Genomic DNA, 21,037 nt, shown 5'->3' on the forward strand with positions numbered 1-21,037 from the left:
TTGGAGTGGTCATGCCGTTTTTAATTGTTACTACTGTTATCTGGTCGTTCTCATTTAGCCTGATTGGCGTTTATCTGGCGGGGCAGGTTGATCCCTGGTTCTCTATTCTGATGCGGGTTGGTTTAGCTACACTCTTGTTTGTACCGTTCATGCGTTTTAGTGGCACAAGTGTTAAAGCCTGTATCGCTTTTATGGCAGCAGGAGCATGTCAGCTGGGAATTATGTATCTGTTTTACTATCAGTCATTTCTCTATTTAACCGTGCCGGAAGTGTTGTTGTTTGGCATTACTATGCCAATTTACGTCACACTGATTTACGATTTGCTGAAGGGGCAATCTCTGCGTTGGGGTTACCTGTTTAGCGCTTTGTTAGCGGTGCTGGGTGCTGGCGTAATTAACTTCAGTCATCCAAGAGAGAATTTCTGGTTTGGTATGTTAATCATCCAAACTGCTAACTTTTTCTTTGCGTTAGGGCAAGTTGGCTATAAGCGTGCAATGGAGCTTTATCCAATGCCTTCACGACAGAGTAGCGCATTGTTTTATTTAGGGGCGTTATGTGTGGCCATTGTGGCATGGCTATTGTTGGGGAATGTCGAACAATTACCAACCACTTCCGTGCAGTGGGGAATATTGGTCTGGTTGGGGTTGGGTGCTTCTGGCATAGGATACTTTATGTGGAATTATGGTGCCGGAAAAGTGGATGCCGGTACGCTGGCAATCATGAATAATGCCATGATACCCGTTGGCTTGATGGTGAATTTTCTTATCTGGCAGGAACAGCCTGAATGGGGAAAAACCCTGGCGGGAGGGGCCATTATGTTGCTGTCATTATGGATCCATAAGCGCTGGGTCGTTATTGAAGATAAAATGGTGAAAGCCTGAATATTTGGCAATCCACTTTTTTAAAACAAGATTACTGATATATTCAACCGGTATTGATTATCATTAATTATCCGCTTTCTGGGCCTTAGCTATATCACTATTTAGCTGGGGCGTTTAAAATGGTAGATCAATATATGAGTATGCTTTTCCCCGGAAATATTTTCAGGAGATGTTATGCATTGCCCTTTTTGTGCCGCCGTTGATACCAAAGTCATTGATTCGCGTCTGGTCGGCGATGGCTCTCAGGTACGCCGCCGCCGCCAATGTTTAGTTTGCCATGAGCGCTTTACTACGTTTGAAGTGGCAGAACTGGTAATGCCACGAGTGATTAAAAGCAATGAAATTCGCGAGCCCTTTGACGAAGAGAAATTACGTCGGGGTATGTTAAAGGCGTTGGAGAAACGGCCGGTTAATTCCGATGATATTGAGATGGCCATCAGCCATATTAAGTCTCAATTACGTGCTACTGGCGAACGCGAGGTTCTGGCATCCCTGGTGGGCAACCTGGTGATGGATGCTTTGAAAAAATTAGATAAGGTTGCCTATATTCGTTTTGCTTCGGTTTACCGTAGTTTTGAAGATATTCGAGAATTTGGTGAAGAGATCGCCAAACTACAGGACTGATTGCCCTATGCAGAATGACGCAAAATATATGTCACGAGCGCTTGAGCTGGCCTGGCAAGGGCGTTTTACCACCACGCCTAATCCTAACGTTGGCTGTGTGCTGGTGCGTGATGGAGAAATCGTTGGCGAGGGATACCATCACCGGGCAGGCGAACCGCATGCTGAAGTTCATGCGTTAAGCATGGCTGGAGAAAAAGCGCGGGGAGCAACGGCCTACGTTACGCTGGAGCCTTGCAGCCATCACGGACGTACCCCTCCTTGTGCAGATGCGCTGATTAATGCCGGGGTTAAGCGGGTGGTTGCTGCGATGCAGGACCCTAATCCTGAAGTGGCTGGTCGTGGCCTGTATCGCTTACAGCAGGCAGGAATTGACGTTGAACATGGTGTGATGATGACAGAAGCCGAAGCGGTTAATCGCGGTTTCTTTAAACGCATGCGCACCGGTTTTCCTTATCTTCAGCTTAAGCTGGCGGCTTCGCTGGATGGCAAAACGGCCATGGCTTCAGGTGAAAGTCAGTGGATCACCTCGGTAGATTCCCGTCGCGATGTTCAGCAGTTCAGAGCACAGAGTTCAGCTATATTAAGCACCAGCGCTACAGTGCTGGCCGATAACCCATCGTTAAATGTGCGTTGGGAAGAGCTGGACCGTCAAACTCACGATATTTACCCTAAAAGCTTATTGCGTCAGCCTATCAGAGTGATTCTGGACAGTCAGAATCGTTTAACGCCGGATCTCAAACTGTTTTCACTACCTGGTGATATCTGGTTAGTGCGTACCCACAAAGGCGATGAAGTCTGGCCTGATAACGTTGAACAGCTTATTGTTCCTGCTTATCAGGGAGGAATCGATCTGGTTGTGTTGATGATGCAACTGGGACGTCGTCAGATAAATACTGTCTGGACTGAAGCAGGGCCAACCATTGCCGGTGCTTTATTACAGGCGGGTGTAGTGGATGAGCTGGTATTATACCTGGCCCCTAAACTGCTGGGCGATGATGCCCATGGGTTATGTAAACTTCCCGGCCTCAGCCAACTGTCTCAGGCACCTGAATTTAGAATACAGCATGTGCAGCAGGTCGGTGAGGACTTACGTTTATGCCTTGTGCCTCGCAGTTAGTTGCAGTAATTGTGCGCAGATAGCAAATCCGCAGCGCCACAACTGAAAGAATATGATAGAATCCGCCCCCTTGTCGGGTTATTGAATCAAGAAACCAAGGATATACTTTTATGAACGTTATCGAAGGTATTGTTGCAGCACCACAAGCCCGTGTTGCCATTGCTATTGCTCGTTTTAACAATTTTATTAACGATAGTCTGCTGGAAGGGGCTATTGATGCATTAAAACGTATTGGTCAGGTTTCTGATTCAAATATCACTGTTGTTTGGGTACCGGGTGCTTATGAATTGCCTTTAGCGGTTCGCACTCTGGCAGATACCGGTCGTTATGATGCGGTTATTGCGCTGGGTACTGTTATTCGCGGTGGTACTGCACACTTTGAGTATGTTGCTGGTGAATGTAGCTCTGGTTTATCCAGCGTTGCCATGGAGAGCCAAATTCCGGTTTCTTTCGGCGTACTGACAACAGAAAATATTGAACAGGCTATCGAACGTGCCGGGACCAAAGCCGGTAACAAAGGTGCCGAAGCGGCCATGACCGCACTGGAAATGATTAATGTAATTAAGGCAATCAAAGCGTAAGCATGGGTTACACCCAGCTGTAAACATTGATTGTCTGACTAAGATTTGAGGGAAACCCTGTGAAACCTGCAGCTCGTCGCCGCGCCCGCGAGTGCGCCGTTCAGGCGTTATACTCCTGGCAATTATCCAAAAATGATATTGCCGATGTTGAATTACAATTTCTGACGGAACAGGATGTTAAAGATGTTGATTTAACTTACTTCCGTGAGCTGTTTTCTGGCGCGGCCACCCATGCGGGTGAACTGGATAAATTGATGGCACCTTATCTGTCCCGTACTCTGGATGAGCTGGGCCAAATTGAGAGAGCCATTTTACGCGTTGCCGTTTACGAACTGAGCAAGCGTGAAGATATCCCTTATAAAGTCGTTATCAATGAGGCTATTGAGTTAGCCAAAATCTTTGGTGCTGATGACAGCCATAAATTTGTTAATGGCGTACTGGATAAAGTGGTTCCTCGTTTGCGCGTACGTAACGCCAAGCAATGAGTCTTATCCTGATTCACCATTAAGAGTTCTGATAAGGCCGGCAATGCCGGCCTTATTGTTAAGTTCGACTGGAGTACCGCTATTATGTCGTGCAGTGAATTTGACGTTATTGCCCGCTATTTCAATCGGCAAAGTACCATTCGTAAAGACGTGTTGTTGGGGATTGGTGATGATTGTGCCTTACTTATCCCTTCACAAAAACAGTATCTGGCTATTAGTACCGACACACTGGTGTCCGGCATCCATTTTCTTCCTGATATCGATCCTGCTGATTTAGGCTACAAGTGTCTGGCGGTTAACTTAAGCGATCTGGCAGCGATGGGAGCCGATCCTGCCTGGGTTTCTCTGGCATTAACCTTGCCTGAAGTCGATGAACTCTGGTTAGCCAGCTTTAGCGAAAGCCTGTTTGGATTGCTGGACTACTACGGAATGCAGCTAATAGGTGGTGATACCACTAAAGGTCCACTCAGCCTGACGTTAACCATTAACGGTTGGGTACCAATAGATAAGCAACTAACCCGCAGTGGCGCTAAGGCCGGACACTGGATCTACGTGACCGGCTGGCCCGGTGATAGCGCAGCCGGCCTGGCTATTTTGCAGGGTAAGCTGGAAGTCAAAAATCAGGAACAGCGAAACTATCTGGTAAAACGTCATCTCCGCCCCCAGCCGCGTATCTTAATGGGGCAGGGCATGCGTCAGTTAGCCACGGCAGCTATTGATATATCTGACGGTCTGTTACCGGATTTAGGTCATATTCTGAAAGCCAGCGGTTGTGGAGCCAGAATCCATCTCGATCGATTAGTCTTTTCATCAGCACTGACGGACAACTGCAGCCGCGAACAGGCGATTCGCTGGGCACTGACCGGAGGTGAAGACTACGAACTATGCTTTACCGTACCAGAAGATAACCGTGGTGCTCTGGATACTGCACTTTCTGGTTTAGGTATTCCTTATCACTGTATTGGGCAGATTACTGCCAATGGTGGATTGCAGTTGTTGGATGGGAATCGGACGGTGGAGTTTGAGGGGAGTGGGTATGATCACTTTCGTGAGTAATATTAAGATTTGAGTAGATTTCGTCCGCAAATAATGTCGTTTCTTTCTCAACGGCTGTGCGGCGGCCGAGCAAGAGGCGTTAAGGCGAACGCCTCCTGCACCTCCGCGCCTTCGCACACGAATTCAGGTCGCTATGTGACTACCTTCCTTCTTCGTTCGGCCTTAACGCACCGGCATGGATTCGTTCCAGACGAAGCCATGCCTCGCCAAACATGGATGTTTGGCGTGCTACCCTCTCTCTCAGTCGTCAGCTGAATTCCAGTGCTCCTGAAGATCAAAAGATTGGTTAGTATTCAGGGGCGTTGCCCCTGAATATATATTTGGTTTTGGTTTTGGTTTTGGTTTTGGTTTTGGTTTTGGTTTTGGTTTTGGTTTTGGTTTTGGTTTTGGTTTTGAGTTTTTTGTCTTTTAGCCGAATTCAATCGGAGGGAGAGATTGCCGTTGGGGTCGACTTGGCGTAAGCCAACGACAAACAGGCAAAGCCTGTTTGAACAGCGCTTGCGCTGGCCCGAAGGGCAAAACACCGAAGGTGTTTTGTAACTGCCCCTAGGGAATCTAGGCCCGACGCACGCTAGGTTTAAGTACAGATGGTCTTCCGGCCGGGCACAGCGATCATATAACCACATAGCTATTACGGCCGGAATACCCTCAGAAGCCGATTTGCAAAACAATCAGCCAAAGTACTACTTATTACCCCATTCCCGATACTGCGCAACAATCCCCTCGGCATCAAGCCCTAACCCCGCCCGAACCTCATCCTGTCCACCCTGAGCGATAAACTCATCAGGTAAGCCAAGATTCAATACCGGAACTGCTTTACGATGCGCCATCAGCAGTTCATTCACACCACTACCGGCACCGCCCATAATGGCGTTTTCTTCCAGTGTGATGAGTTCATCGTGGGACTCGGCAAGCTCAAGAATCAATGATTCATCTAACGGCTTAACAAAACGCATATCCACAACTGTCGCATTTAACTGCTCGGCAGCCTGTAGTGCGTCTGGCAACAAGGTACCAAAGTTAAGAATTGCTACTTTTTCACCGTTACGACGAACTTTAGCTTTCCCCATCGGTAATATGGCAAGCGGTTCCAGTTCAACACCAATACCGTTACCTCGTGGATAGCGTACCGCAACCGGACCGTCCTGATAGTGATAGCCGGTATACAGCATTTGGCGACATTCGTTTTCATCGCTTGGGGTCATCACCACCATTTCAGGGATACAGCGTAAATAGCTGAGATCAAAAGCACCCTGATGGGTTGGGCCATCGGCTCCAACAATGCCACCGCGATCGATGGCAAACATCACCGGGAGTTTCTGGATAGCCACATCGTGGATAACCTGATCGTATGCCCGCTGCAAGAAAGTAGAGTAAATCGCCACAACGGGGTTATATCCACCGATTGCCAGCCCGGCCGCAAACGTAACCGCATGCTGTTCAGCGATAGCAACGTCAAAATACTGATCCGGATATTCGCGAGAAAAACGCACCATACCTGAACCTTCACGCATGGCTGGCGTAACCGCCATTAGTTTTTTGTCATTAGCCGCTGTTTCACATAACCAGTCGCCAAATACGCTGGAATAGCTTGGATGAGCGCTACCGCCTTTTTGCTGAGTACCGGTTGCCGGATCGAACTTCGGCACACCATGCCAGCCAATAGGGTCTTTCTCTGCTGGCGCGTAGCCTTTACCCTTTTTGGTCATGATATGCAGTAATTGAGGCCCTTTCAGGCTACGCATATTTTTCAGGGTTTGGACCAGCGCCTGTACGTCGTGCCCGTCAACCGGGCCAATATAGTTAAAACCGAACTCTTCAAACAGCGTACCCGGTACCACCATACCTTTCAGGTGCTCTTCGGTGCGTTTAACCAGTTCTTTGATTGGCGGTAAGCCAGATAGCACCATCTTTCCGCTTTCGCGCAGAGTGGAGTAAAGCTTACCGGAGAGAATTTGAGCTAAATGATTATTCAGAGCGCCGACGTTTTCTGAAATCGACATTTCATTGTCGTTCAGGATAACCAGCATATCGGGTTTAACGTCACCGGCGTGGTTCATGGCTTCAAACGCCATACCGGCGGTAATTGCACCGTCGCCAATAACACAGGCAACGTGACGGCCTTTAGCTTCACGCTGGGCAGCAATAGCTAACCCCAGACTGGCACTGATGGATGTGGAAGAGTGGCCCACTGACAGCACGTCATATTCACTCTCTTCGCGCCATGGAAAAGGGTGTAGCCCATCTTTTTGACGAATAGTGGGCATTTGATCGCGGCGACCGGTCAGGATCTTATGGGGATAAGCCTGATGGCCCACATCCCAGACGATATGGTCGAATGGCGTATTATAGACGTAGTGTAACGCCACGGTCAGTTCCACGGTACCCAGGCCAGAAGCCAGATGACCGCTGGAGCGACTGACGCTGTTCAGCAGATATTCACGTAGCTCATCACAGAGCTTCGGTAGGTTATCTTTTGATATCAGGCGCAGGTCGTCGGGGCTATTAACTAACGCCAACAATGGATATCGATTTATATCAAGACTCATCCAAAACTCGTCTAAAATTATTTGCTTAAATGTGCAGTTTAGTTATCTCGCTCGATAACAAAACCGGCCAGTGCTTCCAGCGAAGCCGTATTATAAGACTGTGATGCTAATTCCGATAGTGCATCCATCGCTTCCCGGTACAGATCCAGCGCTTTAGCCTGTGCGCCTTCGATTCCAAGCAGGGCAGGGTAGGTGCTCTTTTCGTGTTGTAAATCGGACCCCTGACGCTTACCCGTCTTCTCTGTAGCACCTACTACATCGAGAATGTCGTCCTGTACCTGAAAGGCTAAGCCAATGGCATTAGCATAGCGGTCCAGAATTGGCAGGATAGCTTTACCGCGTTCACCAGCAGCCAGTGCGGCAAGGCGAATAGCGGAACGAATCAACGCGCCGGTTTTATGGCGGTGAATACGTTCCAGTTCTTCTAGATTCGTTTTTTTCTTTTCTGCTTCCAGATCCAGGGCCTGTCCGGCACACATACCGGCGGCACCGCTGGCACGGGCCAGTTCACTAATCATTGCCAGACGGGAAGTGGTTTGCACATCGGGCATTGATGCATCGCTCAGAATAGAGAAGGCCAGCGTCTGTAACGCATCACCCGCCAGAATGGCGTGTGCTTCACCAAATTTAATATGGCAGGTTGGCTGACCACGACGTAAATCGTCATCATCCATCGCAGGTAAGTCGTCATGAATCAGTGAATAGGCATGAATACACTCAATGGCTGCTGCCGGAGCATCCATATTTTCAGTACTTAAACCGAGCATTTCACCGGTTGCATAGACCAAAAATGGTCGCAGACGCTTTCCCCCCAGCAGGGCGCCATATCGCATGGCTTCTACTAAAGGTGCCTGATTGAACGGTAAGGTAGAAAGATAGAGTTCCAGCGCCCGATCAACACGCTGGCGATGTTCTGATTGAAGCTGAGTAAAAGATGACATCAGGCTTCATCCTGATTAAAAGGAGACAACGGGGCTTCAGGATCGCTGTTTAACAGGATCTGAACCCGTTGTTCAGCCTGTTGTAATTGCTGTTGACCCTGACGCGCCAGCTGAATACCGCGCTCAAACTCGTTTAATGCTTCTTCCAGTGGGAGGTCGCCATTTTCAAGACGATTCACAATTTGTTCCAGCTCACCTAATGCAGTTTCAAAACTGGCTGGCTGAGGCGTTTTTTTCGGCATTTTTGGCATATCTAATAGTGGCTTCGATTAAATGTTATCTTTAATAAATAACCGCATTAGCGGGCTTTGAAAGCATCAACCCGTGCAAATTCAGCAAGGATGCAGGACATTGCACCGATAATACACCGCTCATACCAACGATGCTGATTATTTTGTCGGCTATGGTTAAATAATACCTAAGTTATAAGCTGGAGTTTACCATTAAATGACTCATAAAAATGATAATTAACCATGAAATTGTGCAGTGGTACATATTATCAATATTTTACTCATAAGGAGTGAGGCCCGAATGGCAGGGGCTGGGAAGAGAAATTCTACTGAAAGTCATAATCCCCTACAGTTGGTTGGTGTTAATTCCTTCACTCGGGCACTACACTGGTTTTATCTCAATTGATATCGATGCCAGTGCCAACTATGTCAACTATGCCAAAATTTATTCATTCCTATTACGATGAACTACCGGGTTTTTATTCCGAGTTACTGCCAACGCCGCTGAGTCAGGCTCGGTTGCTATATCACAGTAAACCCTTAGCAAAAGAGCTGGGGTTGGAGGACTCACTGTTTTCCGGTGATAACCAGAAAATATGGTCAGGGGAAACGTTACTGGCAGGAATGAAACCGCTGGCTCAGGTATACAGCGGCCATCAGTTTGGCGTTTGGGCCGGACAACTGGGTGATGGTCGTGGAATTTTATTGGGCGAGCAACTAACCGACAGCGGAAAAAAGATGGACTGGCATCTGAAAGGTGCAGGTCTGACGCCCTACTCGCGTATGGGGGATGGCAGGGCCGTACTGCGATCGGTAGTCAGGGAGTTTTTAGCTTCAGAGGCACTTCATTATTTAGGTATACCAACTACCCGTGCATTATCCATTGTGACCAGTGAACAACCGGTGTTTCGCGAACAGCCTGAGCCGGGAGCGATGTTAATGCGAATTTCCGAAAGCCATATTCGCTTTGGTCATTTCGAACATTTCTATCGCCGTAATCAGCAGGAGCAGGTGCAGCAATTGGCGGATTACGCGATTCGACACCATTGGCCTCAATGGCTGGAGCAACCAGAACGCTACTTCCTCTGGTTTAAAGATATTGCTGAGCGAACGGCTGAAATGATCGCACTCTGGCAGTCAGTAGGCTTTGCTCATGGCGTTATGAACACTGACAATATGTCGATTTTGGGCATCACTATTGATTTTGGTCCCTATGGTTTTCTGGATGATTACTCTCCGGAATACATCTGTAACCATAGTGATTATCAGGGGCGCTATGCCTTTAGTAATCAACCTGCGGTGGCTTACTGGAATTTACACCGATTGGCGAATGCTCTGTCTGGTTTAATGACGATGGAACAACTACAGGCTGGTTTAGCCGCATATGAACCCGCGTTGATGGCAGCCTATGGTCGATTGATGAGGGCAAAACTGGGCTTTTTCACTCAGGATCCACAGGATAATGATCTGTTGAATCAGCTGTTAGATATGATGGCAAAAGAGAAGCGCGATTATACCCATACTTTCCGTTTGTTAAGCGATGTTGAGCAAGCAAGTACAAATATAGCCTTGCGTGATGAGTTTATTGACCGTCAGAATTTTGATAGTTGGTATCAGGCATGGCGTAAGCGTCTGCAGCAGGAACAGGTGGATGATGCACAGCGTCAACAGGTAATGAAAAACGCTAATCCGCAGCGAATATTACGTAATTATCTGGCCCAAAAAGCGATAGAAGCGGCTGAAAAAGAAGATATCAGCGTGCTGGCCCATATTCATCAAGGATTAATGAATCCTTATGCCGACTCCCCGGAATTTAGTGATTTAGCCGAGCTTCCACCAGACTGGGGAAAACGACTGGAAATCTCCTGTTCCAGCTAATCTCAGATAGAAATCCATGAAATATTCTTCCGGCGCAGATTGTTTAGTGCGCCGATTGCCTTTCCGGGTGTATACTCCACGCCCAGAAATCTATCATCCTTTTCATTCGATTTAACGACGTAAGTACTCGCAACTATCATGAAGTTTATCATTAAGCTGTTCCCTGAAATTACTATCAAAAGCCAGTCTGTGCGTATGCGCTTTATCAAAATTCTGACCGGAAACGTGCGTAACGTTTTAAGGCAGCGTATTGAGGAGTGTGCGGTGGTTCGCCATTGGGACTTTCTGGAAGTCAGAACCAAAGATCCGGCTAACGGCCCGATTATTCGGGATGCACTGACGCGAATTCCTGGTATTCATCACATTCTTGAAGTGGATGAAACCCCCTATACCGATATGCACAATATCTTCGAACAGACACTGGCGAACTATCGTGAACAGTTAGAAGGTAAAACGTTTTGTGTGCGGGTGAAACGCCGAGGCAAACAAGATTTTAACTCTCAGGATGTGGAACGCTACGTTGGTGGTGGTTTAAACCAGCATATTGAGTCGGCAAAAGTGAATCTGACTAACCCTGACGTGACTGTACGTTTAGAGATCGAAGACGATCGCCTGATTATGGTACAGGCTCGTTATGAAGGTCTGGGTGGTTTCCCTATTGGTACTCAGGAAGATGTACTGTCACTGATTTCCGGTGGTTTCGACTCTGGTGTTTCCAGCTATATGCTGATGCGCCGTGGTTGCCGGGTTCATTACTGCTTCTTCAATTTAGGTGGTGCAACCCATGAAATTGGGGTTAAGCAGGTAGCTCACTATATCTGGAGTCGGTTTGGTAGCTCCCATAAGGTTCGCTTTATTTCCGTTGATTTTGCTCCGGTGGTGAGTGAAATTCTGGAAAAAGTGGATGATGGCCAAATGGGCGTGGTGCTTAAACGTATGATGGTCAGAGCTTCTTCAGCGATTGCTGAGCGCTATGGTGTTCAGGCGATTGTCACCGGTGAAGCATTGGGTCAGGTTTCCAGCCAAACCTTAACCAACCTGCGTTTAATTGATAATGCCTCCGATACGCTGATTCTGCGTCCGCTGATTTCCCATGATAAAGAGCACATTATTAATATGGCTCGCCAGATTGGTACCGAAGATTTTGCCAAAACTATGCCTGAGTTTTGCGGTGTGATCTCAAAAAGCCCAACGGTGAAGGCTGTGAAGGCTAAGATTGAGGCTGAAGAGGCAAACTTTGACTTCGGTATTCTGGATAAAGTTGTTGAGCAGGCGGTGAATATTGATATTCGCCAAATAGCAGAACAGACCCAACAGCAAATCACTGAAGTAGAAACGGTAGCCGCGTTTGGCAGTAATGATGTGATTATCGATATTCGTTCATCAGACGAGCATGAAACCAGCCCGCTGAAGTTGAATGAAGTTAGCATAAAACATATTCCGTTCTACAAGTTGGGAACCGCTTTTAGCGAACTGGATAAATCTAAAACCTATCTGCTGTATTGCGATCGTGGTGTGATGAGCCGTTTGCAGGCGCTGTATTTGCAGGAGCAGGGGTATAGTAATGTGAAGGTTTATCGCACACAGCGATAAATGAATGTTTCTGTACGTGCAGAGTTTGTTTCGTCCACAAATAGTGCAAAGTTCTAATCAACAGCGGTGAAGTGGCCGAGCAAGAGGCGTTATGGCGAACGCCTCCTGCACCTCCGCGCCTTCGCACCCGAATCCAGGTCGCTGCGCGACTTCCTTCCTTCTTCGTTCGGGCTTACGCACCGGCACTGATTCGCTCCAGGCGAAACAGTGCCTCGCCAAACATCCCTGTTTGGCGTGCTACCCTCACTCAGTCGTCAGCTGAATTCCAGTGCTCTTTTAAGATCAAGACCTAACAACAAGATCTCAGGTTAAATATCAGAACTGATACACCAAACCGGTCGCTACAATGTTATCGGTAGATATACCGTTATCCTTGTAGAAACTGTTGTCGTCTAACAGGTTGATTTTGTAGTCCACATAAGCTGAGAAGTTTTTGTTGAAGTATTGGGTTACGCCAACATCAGCATATTTCACCAGATCCTGATTGCCGTTGTATTGTCCATTATTGGTGTTTAAGTCTTTGCCCTTAGATTGCAGATAGGCAAGAGAAGGGGCTAAACCGAACTCAAACTGATACTGCGCGACCACTTCGTAGTTTTGAGTTTTGTTTGCGATGCCATCACCGCCGTAGGGTGTCATGTTATTGGTTTCTGAATACATGGCCGCCAGATAGACGTTATTGGCGTTATAACGCAGACCAGTTGTCCAGGCTTGGGCTTTGTCTCCACCGGCAATGTTACCACCTGTGGTTTTTTGCTCTCCGGTACGGTTAGATGAACTGTAGGCCGCACCTAAGCTGATGCCTTCGCCAATATCGTAGGTGGAAGAGATACCCCAACCATCGCCATTTTGATGTTGAACATCGTGGGGGTTACGGCTCAGGTTTTCACATACGGAAGTTCCACCGGATTCTTCACAATTTTGTCCATCATTCTTGCCCTGGTATTGAACGGCAAAATTCAAGCCTTCAACCTGACCAAACAGATCGGTATTACGGTAGGTAGCGACGCCGTTAGCGCGGCTTACCATATAGTTATCTGCCCCGGTATAACTGTCACCACCAAATTCTGGCAGTACGTCGGTCCAGCCCTCTACATCGTATAAAATACCGTAGTTACGGCCATAATCCAGCGAACCGGCGATACGGTGTTTTATTCCGGCATAAGCCAGTCGGGTGAAGCTTTGATTGCTGCTACCTTCTGTGTTACTGGCAAGAACGTTATATTCCCACTGTCCAAAGCCAACCACATCTTCGTTGACCTGAGTTTCACCTTTAATACCAAAACGGGTGTAAGTTGCATCGCCATCCTGACTGTTGTCCGATGAGAAGTAATGTAAACCATCTATTTTTCCATACAGGTTCAGTTTATTTCCGTCCTTGTTATAGATTTCGGCCCCATGAGCTGCACCGGCAGCAACGATGGTTGAGATGAGCACTGCTATTACTTTTTTCATATATTATGGCCTGTGGTGATAATGATAAAAACAAGGTGTGAGATTAAATCCCGTTACTTGCAGTTTGAGCTTAGTAATTAAATAAATTTCTGGTTATTAATAAAATGTAAATAAAGGATAAAGAATAAATATAAATGTTTCTGTACGTTTTTAATAAGAAATCAAGGGTGAGGTTATGTGGGAGTATTATTATGATTAATCTAAATAAGTTTATTTAAATACCAGAAATACAACACGGATGTTTGCTTCACAAGATGTATCTTGAATAAATTTAATTTTCAGTTAATTGACATTAAGGAAACTTATAAACCACATGAATTATATGTTATTTATCAAATATATTGCACATGATCGGTGCAGTCTAAGGATGGATGATATTACAGGTATAACATTTAATTAGGTTGAAAATTGAACTGATTTTGTTGTTTGAAAAATAATAATAACCTTTTTAATCATTCATGTTTATTTTAAAGCAATAAATTATTCTTTAATTAAACGATTTGCTTTTTTGAGCTGCTTTATTATTTCTTATTTGTTTTGGCTTATTATAGTGCAAAAATGCACAAGTAAAGTGCAGGAAATATATTTTTTTGCTGATTAACAATATTGAATCAGCAAAAATTATCGCTGACTAAAGACACCTCAATGTTTAATCAAAAAAGAGTAGGGTGCGGAGCAGAGGCGCTCCGCAAAACGCCTTAAAGATAGGCATATATTCCCGGTGCGACGATAAGTTGCTCGGCAACTTCTGCGGCTTTATCGCGGTTGACTAATAGCTCAATTAATTTCAGACCAAAATCGATTGAAGTTCCAGGCCCTTGACTGGTGACCAGATTAACACGTTCATCATAGTTGACCCGGCGGTCCACCCATTTATTCTCCGGGTTCATATGTTTAAAACCCGGGTTAACCGCCATATTCCCTACAGGAAACAGCTTGTGGTGTTCCAGTACCAGAGCCGGAGCTGCACAAATGGCGGCGACAATATTACCGCTAAGATGAGTCTGGCGAACTCTTTCTACTAACAGTGGACTATCCCGAAAGCATTCGGCACCTTTTACACCACCAGGAAGGACGACCACATCAAAATGTTCATCGGCAATATCAACCAATGCATGATCGGCAACTAATTTTACTCCCCGGGAACAGACAATATTCAGACAACCATCCCCTTCGACGCTGGCGGTGATAACCTCGATTCCACCGCGAACCAGCAGGTCAATGGTGGTAACCGCTTCGGTTTCCTCAGTGCCGTGAGCCAGGCAAACCAGTGCTCTAGGTGCCATTTAGTACTCCTTAATCAATAAGATTGTCTGCCTGATAGGTTGTGCAGGCGTGAATATAACCGTTATCATGCATAACATTATTTGTTATTAAAAGAGCCATCATAAAAAAGGAAGAAGTTATGCCATCTTTCGATATTGTATCTGAAATTGATATGCCTGAAGTCCGCAATGCGGTGGAGAATGCCAGTCGTGAACTGACCAACCGTTGGGATTTCCGTAACATTCCCGCCAGTTTTGAGCTGAATGAGAAGAATGAAAGCGTTAAGGTTGCCAGCGAGTCTGAGTTTCAAGTTCAGCAATTGCTGGATATTCTGCGCGATAAGTTTGCTAAACGCGGTATTGATGCCGGGGCGTTAGAAATCCCTGATGAGATGGTACACAGCGGCAAAACATACAGCGTAGAGGTTAAACTCAAGCAAGGTATTGAAAGTGACGTTGCTAAAAAAATTATTAAGCTGATCAAAGATAATAAACTGAAAGTGCAGGCTCAAATTCAGGGCGATCAGGTACGCGTTACCGGCAAATCCCGTGATGACTTACAAGGTGCAATGGCTCTGGTGAGAGGTGCTGAGTTAGGGCAACCGTTCCAGTTTAATAACTTTCGCGACTAAGGGAATGAACCCAATGCCAGACAGTGCCGCTGAGCTGTCTGGTTTAATTGAAATGGAGTTTGTATGAGTAAGGCTGTTGTGCGGAAAAATTATTCCCGATTATTACCGCTGTTTATGGGTGCTGGCATTCTGTTAAGCGGATGCAGTAACGGGTATGAGCAGCAGCAGCTTGAGTTTGCCGAGTATTGCGCGCAAGTTGAAACACTGGGCGGTATTGATTTTTCCTTCTCCGGTTTTACTTATGATGAACTAAAAGAAGTGGCAGTAAAGCATGAACGGGATGGAGAAATTATCGATCTGTTTACTTTACACGTTGATACCTACAGCTTTAAATCCGGTGAAAATAACTTTTCTCTGTACGACTATAGCCGGAAACTGCACGTTCGGGATAAATACACTATCAGAGTTTCAGACCAGCAAGTTTTTGTATTAAACGGCATGAAAACTAAGGTGATACAGCAGCCTGATACTGTAGTTAAAGGGGATGGGTGTAACCTGAACGGCTATTCGCTGAATGGCGTTTCGGTAGAGAGTTATGCATCCCCGGTGTTTACCAAGCTGGAAGTTGCTGATAATAAGAGCGTCAAAAAGAATAAAAAGAGTAAGAAGAGAAGAGTCAGAAGATAATCGCTATTGAACTGCAATTTTTATATGGCCCGGAATATTGATTCCGGGCCATCGTCTTATCAACATTATTTGGTTTAGCGACCAAACAGTGTGGAGAGGTTAATGCCCTTCAGGAAGATGAACGCCAGTAATAACCCGCCCCACAATGCCATCGTAATGTAACTGCTTACTCCCAGAATATTTAGCCCGCTTTCCAGCATCTGTAATAAAATCAGTGCCATCACCATGCCAAATACTTTACCAAACCCACCGTCCGGATTTATACCACCTAATACTGCCGCCAGAATCGACACCAGTAGGTAGGATTCCCCATAGGATGCTTTGGCAGAGTTGAGTTTAGACATCATCAACAGTGCAGCAACCACACAGAGTATGGACGATAGAATGTATACCCAAACGATGGTTTTACGGGTGTTAATACCGGAGTAATGGGTTGCCTGTTCATTAGAACCGATCAGATAGATGGTACGACCAAACGCGGATTTCTCCAGAATTACCCATATCACAGCAACCACGGCTAAAAAGACTAACAGTGGTACCGGAATGCCCAACAGATTAGTGCTGTTAATCGCCAGAATATAGTCAGGGAAATTAGAAATAGCCGAGCCGCGGGATATCAAAATATTAATCCCGTTCAGCAATGTCATAATGCCGAGCGTTGCCAGAATAGGAGAAACTCTGACTACCGCAATCAGAAAACCATTTACACTGCCGATAACGATAGCCATGGCTAAACCCGCAAGCAGTACCAGCGCTATACTGCCAACACTCGGCGGATAATTGGTGGCTACCCAGGCCATCACCAATCCACAGGCGTTCATGGTGGCAATAATCGACAGGTTAATTCCCCCGGTGAGCATGGTAATGGCCATTGCCAGTGCCAATACCCCAAGTACCGGCATTTGTGAGGCAATAGACTGAAAGTTAGCGGATGACCAGAAAATATCAGGGATCAGAAAACTGAAGGTAATCACTACCAGCCCAATCAGCAGACTCAGGTAAATCTCTACATTATCTTTTACTTTTCTTGCGCTCATGGTTATACCCCCTGACCTTTACGCTGGCTCCAGGCCGTCATACTGACGCTAATAACGATCACCAAACCGGTAACCACAGTATGCCAGTAAGAGGAAATCCCCAGTAAGTTCAGGCCATTCTGTAGTACAGCCAACAAAATAACCCCTAACAAAGTCCCTAACAGCGTTCCTCGTCCACCCACAATGCTGGTACCGCCTAATACAACAGCAGCCAGTACTGTTAGCTCATAGCCCAACAGTGAATCCGGAGCCACGGTTAAAACCGTTGCAGACTGCACCACTCCCGCTACCCCGGACATTAATCCCATATAGCCATACACAAACAGCTGAAGTTTAAAGATGCCAAAACCCATACGGGAAGCGGCTTCTTTGTTGCCACCCATGGCGTAGATCATTCGGCCGATGCTGGTCTTATTCATGATGATGCCGGTTAGGGCAATCACCACAATCAGGGTGATAATTTGCAGGCTTAAACCATAATCATAACCATCTGCTGCGGTGAATTTGAACAGCATAACGCCTTGTTCAAACCACTCCGGATAACTGTATAACCATACGCCTTTGGTGAGATAGAGCAGCAATCCGTAGAAGATGTTCAGGGTTGAGATAGTGATAATAATAGAAGGAACTTTAAGCCGGTTAACCAACACCGCGTTAACCATACCCAATAGCAAACCAATACCGCCGGACAGGGCGAAAGCAATGGCAAAGTTACCGGTAGTACCCTGAATCAAAGTAACCATCACATATTGGGAAATAATGGTCATTGCCGGGAAAGAGATATCAATACCACCGGAGATCAGAACAATAAACAGGCCGCAGGCCAGTATGGTCAGCATGGCGTAGTTATTGACCAGATCGTAAATATTGCCAAAGGTCATAAAGTCCGGACTGGCAAAAGAGAGATAACCACCAATCACCAGAATGGTTAAGCTCAAAAACAGTTCATGTGGCTTGATGCCTAATTTATTAACCATTGACCACCTCTGCCAGGGCCGCTTCTGTTGTTTCACCCGGTAAATATTCTGCGGTGATTTCACCTTTACGCATCACTAAAATCCGGTGGCTATTAAAGAAGGCTTCATCGATTTCATCGGTGATCATCAGCACCGCAATACCTTTTTGTGATAGCGCAGAGATAATCTGATAAATACCTGCCTTATTGGCGATATCGACCCCAACAGTGGGGGAGTCAAGGATCAGAACTTTAGGATTGATAGCTAACCATTTGGCAATGGCAACCCGCTGGGCATTACCACCCGAAAGGGTATTAACCGGTAGATTTACGCTGCCGATCTTTATCGTTAACTGTTCAACTAAATCTACCACGACGCTGTCGGCCTTTGGTCTATTTAGCAGTTGAAGTGGGGTTTTCAAACGATTCAGTACCGTGGAGATAATGTTGTCATTGATGGATTGTTCCATCACGAGTCCTGTACTCATCCGGTCTTCGGATACGTAACCAATCCCGGCTTTAATTGCTTCCCGATTACTGGCGAAATTAATCGATTTTCCTTCCAGCAGGATTTCACCCGAATCAGGTTTAGTGAGGCCAAACAGGCTAAGGCAAAGCTCAGTGCGGCCCGCGCCAAGCAGGCCGGTAATGGCGACAATTTCGCCTTTATGCAGGCTGAAGGATATCTGGTTATATTCCTGACCGCGGCAGAGATTTTTCACTTCCAACGCGACAGCATCCTTTTCCTTAATGGGTGGCAGTACCGCGTAGGAGAACTCTTTACCGGTCATCAGAAAGGCCAGTTTTTTATTATCGATTTCTGTCGCCGGGTAAGTGCCTACCAGCTTGCCATCTTTTAATACGGTAATGCGATCGGAGATTTCCATTACTTCGTCTAACCGGTGGCTAACGAAGACTACGCAAATATTTCTTTTTTTCAGGTCATGAACCACCCGTAATAAGCCTTTTACTTCCTGCATCGTCAGAGAGGCGGTAGGTTCATCCATAATAATCAGTTTGGCTTCTTGCGACAGCGCCCGGCAAATAGCGACAATTTGGCGCTGGGCGATGGGCAGAGATTCGACGGTGGCATCAAGATCCAGTTGGGCATCGATGCTTTTAATAGTAAGTTCGGCAATTCGGCGAATTTCACGCTTATTAACCAATAAATTATGGTGATATTGGTTAATGCCGATGTTTTCAGCAACGGTTAAATTGGGAAACAGCGATAGATCCTGATAGATAACCTGAATACCGGCTTTCACTGAATCAATCGGGGAAAGGTGAGAGTATGATTTACCATTGATGGTAATTTCTGCCCCCGCGTCCGGCTGGTAAACGCCAGAAATAATTTTAATCAGCGTAGATTTTCCACAACCATTTTGCCCGGCCAGACAGTGAACTTCTCCCGGTAACAGCGTCAGGGCAATGTTATCCAGCGCCTTAACACCATAGAAGGTTTTGCTGATATTACCCAGTGAAATAAAGGGTTCCATTTTTACCTCTTGTTAACTTGTCACCCATTTGTAGCAAACTGCTGTGTTTTTGCTTCCCCTGCCGTGGGTTACCGGCAGGGGAGGTGGAGCGATTAATACAGACTATCGATGTTTTCTTTGGTGACGCGCAGAACTTTATGGAATTTGATAATGCGTTTATCCATATCTACATCAGCTTTACCCAGATTTGGAATATCCAGATCTTTGGTAATCTCTTCGCCTTTAAGAATTTTGTTAGCAACGGCGGTCAGCGCATAACCTGCGGAAGCCGGGTCGTAAGTGACGCCCATGGCTATATCACCGCTTTTAATCAGTGATGCAGCCTGAGATGGGATCATCATGCCGTAAACGAAAACTTTACCGCGAGCACGTTTCTCTTTAACGGCACGGCCAGCACCGATAGGGCCTTGTGAACCAAAGGCGACAACCCCTTTCATCGCCGGGTAGGCTTTCATCAGATCCAGCGTAGTGCGGCGAGCATCATCAATGTTTTCTGCTACCGGCATACGGCTGGTAACTTCAAACATTTCCGGATAGTGTTCTTTCTGATATTTAACAAACAGATCGGCCCACAGGTTGTGCTGAGGGACGGTCAGGCTACCAACATAGATGACGTAACCGCCTTTGCCGCCCATGGCTTTTGCCATTTCTTCTACGTTATCGGCAGCAAATTTTTCATTGTCGATGATTTCAACGTCCCAGTTAGCGCTTGGCTGTCCTGGAGATTCATTGGTTAATACCACAATGCCTTCACTACGGGCTTTTTTGAATACCGGCTCCAACACATCGGCGTCATTTGGCACGATAGTAATAGCGGAGACTTTCTTGGCGATTAAATCTTCAATGATTTTAACCTGTTGAGGCGCATCAGTACTGGATGGACCAACCTGATAGGCTTTAATTCCCAAATCTTTTCCTGCATTGGTTACCCCTTCACCCATCCGGTTAAACCATGGCATGCCACCAATTTTGGAAATATTAACGACTTCAACTTCTTTTGCCATTGCGGCGGTAGAACAAACCATTAACCCCAATAAACTGGCGGATAATAGTTTAGCCAAATTCATTTTACTCATTTCATACCTCGGGCTGGTGGTAAAAATAATTCACGTTAATGATTTTGTTTATGCAGAGATAAACAAAATACCCATTTCTTTTTTGCGCACAGTTACATCATATTCAGCGATAAAGGAGTGAATTTACCGTAATTAAGGTGCCTTTTTATGTAAAAGTTGGCTATAAAATAATTATGGATAGTATCGAAGATTTTAAAATGTTGTCTATAAACCCCGTCAATACTCCTTTCCGCCACAGGACTGTAGAGTTTTAATGCTTAAATCGTTATGTATTTATTGGCTATTTATATGGATATAAACGCCGCCATTCTATTTTGAGACTTGGATCACAATTAAGGTTGGTTATTTTATCTGCTATCTGAAATTTTATATCGTTTATTCAAGTTATAAATGATTAAGATTATTTAATCGTTTACTTATTGATAGATGTTTTGGCTGCTAATTATTATTTATACCATTAGGGAAAATGATCTGAATATCAGAAATAAAAGAGTAGTTTAATATAAAAGCTGAAACGAGAAACTAATATATATAATAATGAATGAGAGAAAAAGATATC

19 protein-coding genes are annotated in these 21,037 nt (G+C 45.8%); 10 read left to right on the forward strand and 9 right to left on the reverse strand.

The annotated features are described in order from the left end of the window. Positions 1–11 precede the first annotated feature (11 nt). From EKN56_RS04480 to thiL, 6 genes are all read left to right on the forward strand, one after another. Positions 12–881: a DMT family transporter gene (locus EKN56_RS04480; protein WP_130590705.1), complete on the forward strand. Its 870-nt coding sequence runs from the start codon at positions 12–14 to the stop codon at positions 879–881. A 174-nt stretch (positions 882–1,055) separates the two neighbouring features. Continuing rightward, positions 1,056–1,505, forward strand: a complete 450-nt coding sequence (nrdR, locus tag EKN56_RS04485; RefSeq protein WP_130590706.1) for a transcriptional regulator NrdR — start codon at positions 1,056–1,058, stop codon at positions 1,503–1,505. 7 nt (positions 1,506–1,512) lie between these two features. Then, positions 1,513–2,622 carry a bifunctional diaminohydroxyphosphoribosylaminopyrimidine deaminase/5-amino-6-(5-phosphoribosylamino)uracil reductase RibD gene (ribD, locus tag EKN56_RS04490; protein ID WP_130590707.1) on the forward strand — a complete coding sequence of 370 codons (1,110 nt, stop codon included), beginning with the start codon at positions 1,513–1,515 and terminating at the stop codon, positions 2,620–2,622. A 110-nt stretch (positions 2,623–2,732) separates the two neighbouring features. Then, the gene (ribH, locus tag EKN56_RS04495; protein WP_130590708.1) at positions 2,733–3,203 is read left to right on the forward strand and encodes a 6,7-dimethyl-8-ribityllumazine synthase; all 471 of its coding nucleotides are present in this window, start codon (positions 2,733–2,735) and stop codon (positions 3,201–3,203) included. Between the two features lie 59 nt (positions 3,204–3,262). After that, positions 3,263–3,688 (forward strand): transcription antitermination factor NusB, encoded by a 426-nt coding sequence (gene nusB, locus EKN56_RS04500; protein ID WP_130590709.1) that lies wholly within the window; start codon positions 3,263–3,265, stop codon positions 3,686–3,688. Positions 3,689–3,772: 84 nt separating this feature from the next. Beyond that, positions 3,773–4,744 (forward strand): thiamine-phosphate kinase, encoded by a 972-nt coding sequence (gene thiL / locus EKN56_RS04505; protein ID WP_130590710.1) that lies wholly within the window; start codon positions 3,773–3,775, stop codon positions 4,742–4,744. Positions 4,745–5,427: 683 nt separating this feature from the next. On the opposite strand, the gene dxs is transcribed toward thiL, so the two are convergent. Genes dxs through xseB form a run of 3 tightly spaced genes read right to left on the reverse strand, consistent with a single transcriptional unit; the run spans position 5,428 to position 8,476 of the window. After that, a complete protein-coding gene (dxs, locus tag EKN56_RS04510; RefSeq protein ID WP_130590711.1) occupies positions 5,428–7,293 on the reverse strand; it encodes a 1-deoxy-D-xylulose-5-phosphate synthase in 1,866 nt (621 codons plus the stop codon). A gap of 38 nt (positions 7,294–7,331) precedes the next feature. Continuing rightward, positions 7,332–8,234: a (2E,6E)-farnesyl diphosphate synthase gene (gene ispA / locus EKN56_RS04515; RefSeq protein ID WP_130590712.1), complete on the reverse strand. Its 903-nt coding sequence runs from the start codon at positions 8,232–8,234 to the stop codon at positions 7,332–7,334. Continuing rightward, positions 8,234–8,476: an exodeoxyribonuclease VII small subunit gene (gene xseB / locus EKN56_RS04520; RefSeq protein WP_130590713.1), complete on the reverse strand. Its 243-nt coding sequence runs from the start codon at positions 8,474–8,476 to the stop codon at positions 8,234–8,236. Before xseB ends, ispA begins: the two co-directional genes overlap by 1 nt. A 423-nt stretch (positions 8,477–8,899) precedes the next feature. Here xseB and EKN56_RS04525 point away from each other — a divergent pair, with 423 nt between their 5' ends. Both EKN56_RS04525 and thiI read left to right on the forward strand, forming a co-directional pair. After that, a complete protein-coding gene (locus EKN56_RS04525; RefSeq protein ID WP_130593599.1) occupies positions 8,900–10,342 on the forward strand; it encodes a protein adenylyltransferase SelO in 1,443 nt (480 codons plus the stop codon). 138 nt (positions 10,343–10,480) lie between these two features. Beyond that, complete coding sequence (gene thiI / locus EKN56_RS04530) at positions 10,481–11,935, forward strand: tRNA uracil 4-sulfurtransferase ThiI (protein WP_130590714.1); 1,455 nt, start codon at positions 10,481–10,483, stop codon at positions 11,933–11,935. A 315-nt stretch (positions 11,936–12,250) separates the two neighbouring features. Here the strand turns inward: thiI and ompC are convergent, their stop codons facing one another. Both ompC and yajL read right to left on the reverse strand, forming a co-directional pair. Then, positions 12,251–13,390 (reverse strand): porin OmpC, encoded by a 1,140-nt coding sequence (ompC, locus tag EKN56_RS04535; RefSeq protein ID WP_130590715.1) that lies wholly within the window; start codon positions 13,388–13,390, stop codon positions 12,251–12,253. 698 nt (positions 13,391–14,088) lie between these two features. Then, positions 14,089–14,676, reverse strand: a complete 588-nt coding sequence (yajL, locus tag EKN56_RS04540; RefSeq protein WP_130590716.1) for a protein deglycase YajL — start codon at positions 14,674–14,676, stop codon at positions 14,089–14,091. Between the two features lie 119 nt (positions 14,677–14,795). On the opposite strand from yajL, the gene EKN56_RS04545 reads away from it, so the two are divergent. Together EKN56_RS04545 and EKN56_RS04550 are read left to right on the forward strand one after the other, a co-directional pair. Then, complete coding sequence (locus tag EKN56_RS04545; protein ID WP_130590717.1) at positions 14,796–15,287, forward strand: YajQ family cyclic di-GMP-binding protein; 492 nt, start codon at positions 14,796–14,798, stop codon at positions 15,285–15,287. A gap of 63 nt (positions 15,288–15,350) precedes the next feature. Then, positions 15,351–15,914, forward strand: coding sequence for a hypothetical protein (locus tag EKN56_RS04550; RefSeq protein WP_130590718.1), 564 nt, complete (start codon positions 15,351–15,353; stop codon positions 15,912–15,914). 74 nt (positions 15,915–15,988) lie between these two features. Here the strand turns inward: EKN56_RS04550 and EKN56_RS04555 are convergent, their stop codons facing one another. From EKN56_RS04555 to EKN56_RS04570, 4 genes are all read right to left on the reverse strand, one after another. Next, positions 15,989–16,951, reverse strand: coding sequence for an ABC transporter permease (locus tag EKN56_RS04555; RefSeq protein ID WP_130590719.1), 963 nt, complete (start codon positions 16,949–16,951; stop codon positions 15,989–15,991). 2 nt (positions 16,952–16,953) lie between these two features. Next, the gene (locus EKN56_RS04560; RefSeq protein WP_130590720.1) at positions 16,954–17,928 is read right to left on the reverse strand and encodes an ABC transporter permease; all 975 of its coding nucleotides are present in this window, start codon (positions 17,926–17,928) and stop codon (positions 16,954–16,956) included. Beyond that, positions 17,921–19,402: a sugar ABC transporter ATP-binding protein gene (locus EKN56_RS04565; protein ID WP_130590721.1), complete on the reverse strand. Its 1,482-nt coding sequence runs from the start codon at positions 19,400–19,402 to the stop codon at positions 17,921–17,923. The genes EKN56_RS04560 and EKN56_RS04565 overlap by 8 nt, the downstream gene beginning before the upstream one ends. A 92-nt stretch (positions 19,403–19,494) precedes the next feature. Then, a complete protein-coding gene (locus EKN56_RS04570) occupies positions 19,495–20,478 on the reverse strand; it encodes an autoinducer 2 ABC transporter substrate-binding protein (RefSeq protein ID WP_130590722.1) in 984 nt (327 codons plus the stop codon). Positions 20,479–21,037 lie beyond the last annotated feature (559 nt).

This window comes from Limnobaculum zhutongyuii (genome assembly GCF_004295645.1).
Lineage (GTDB): Bacteria > Pseudomonadota > Gammaproteobacteria > Enterobacterales > Enterobacteriaceae > Limnobaculum > Limnobaculum zhutongyuii.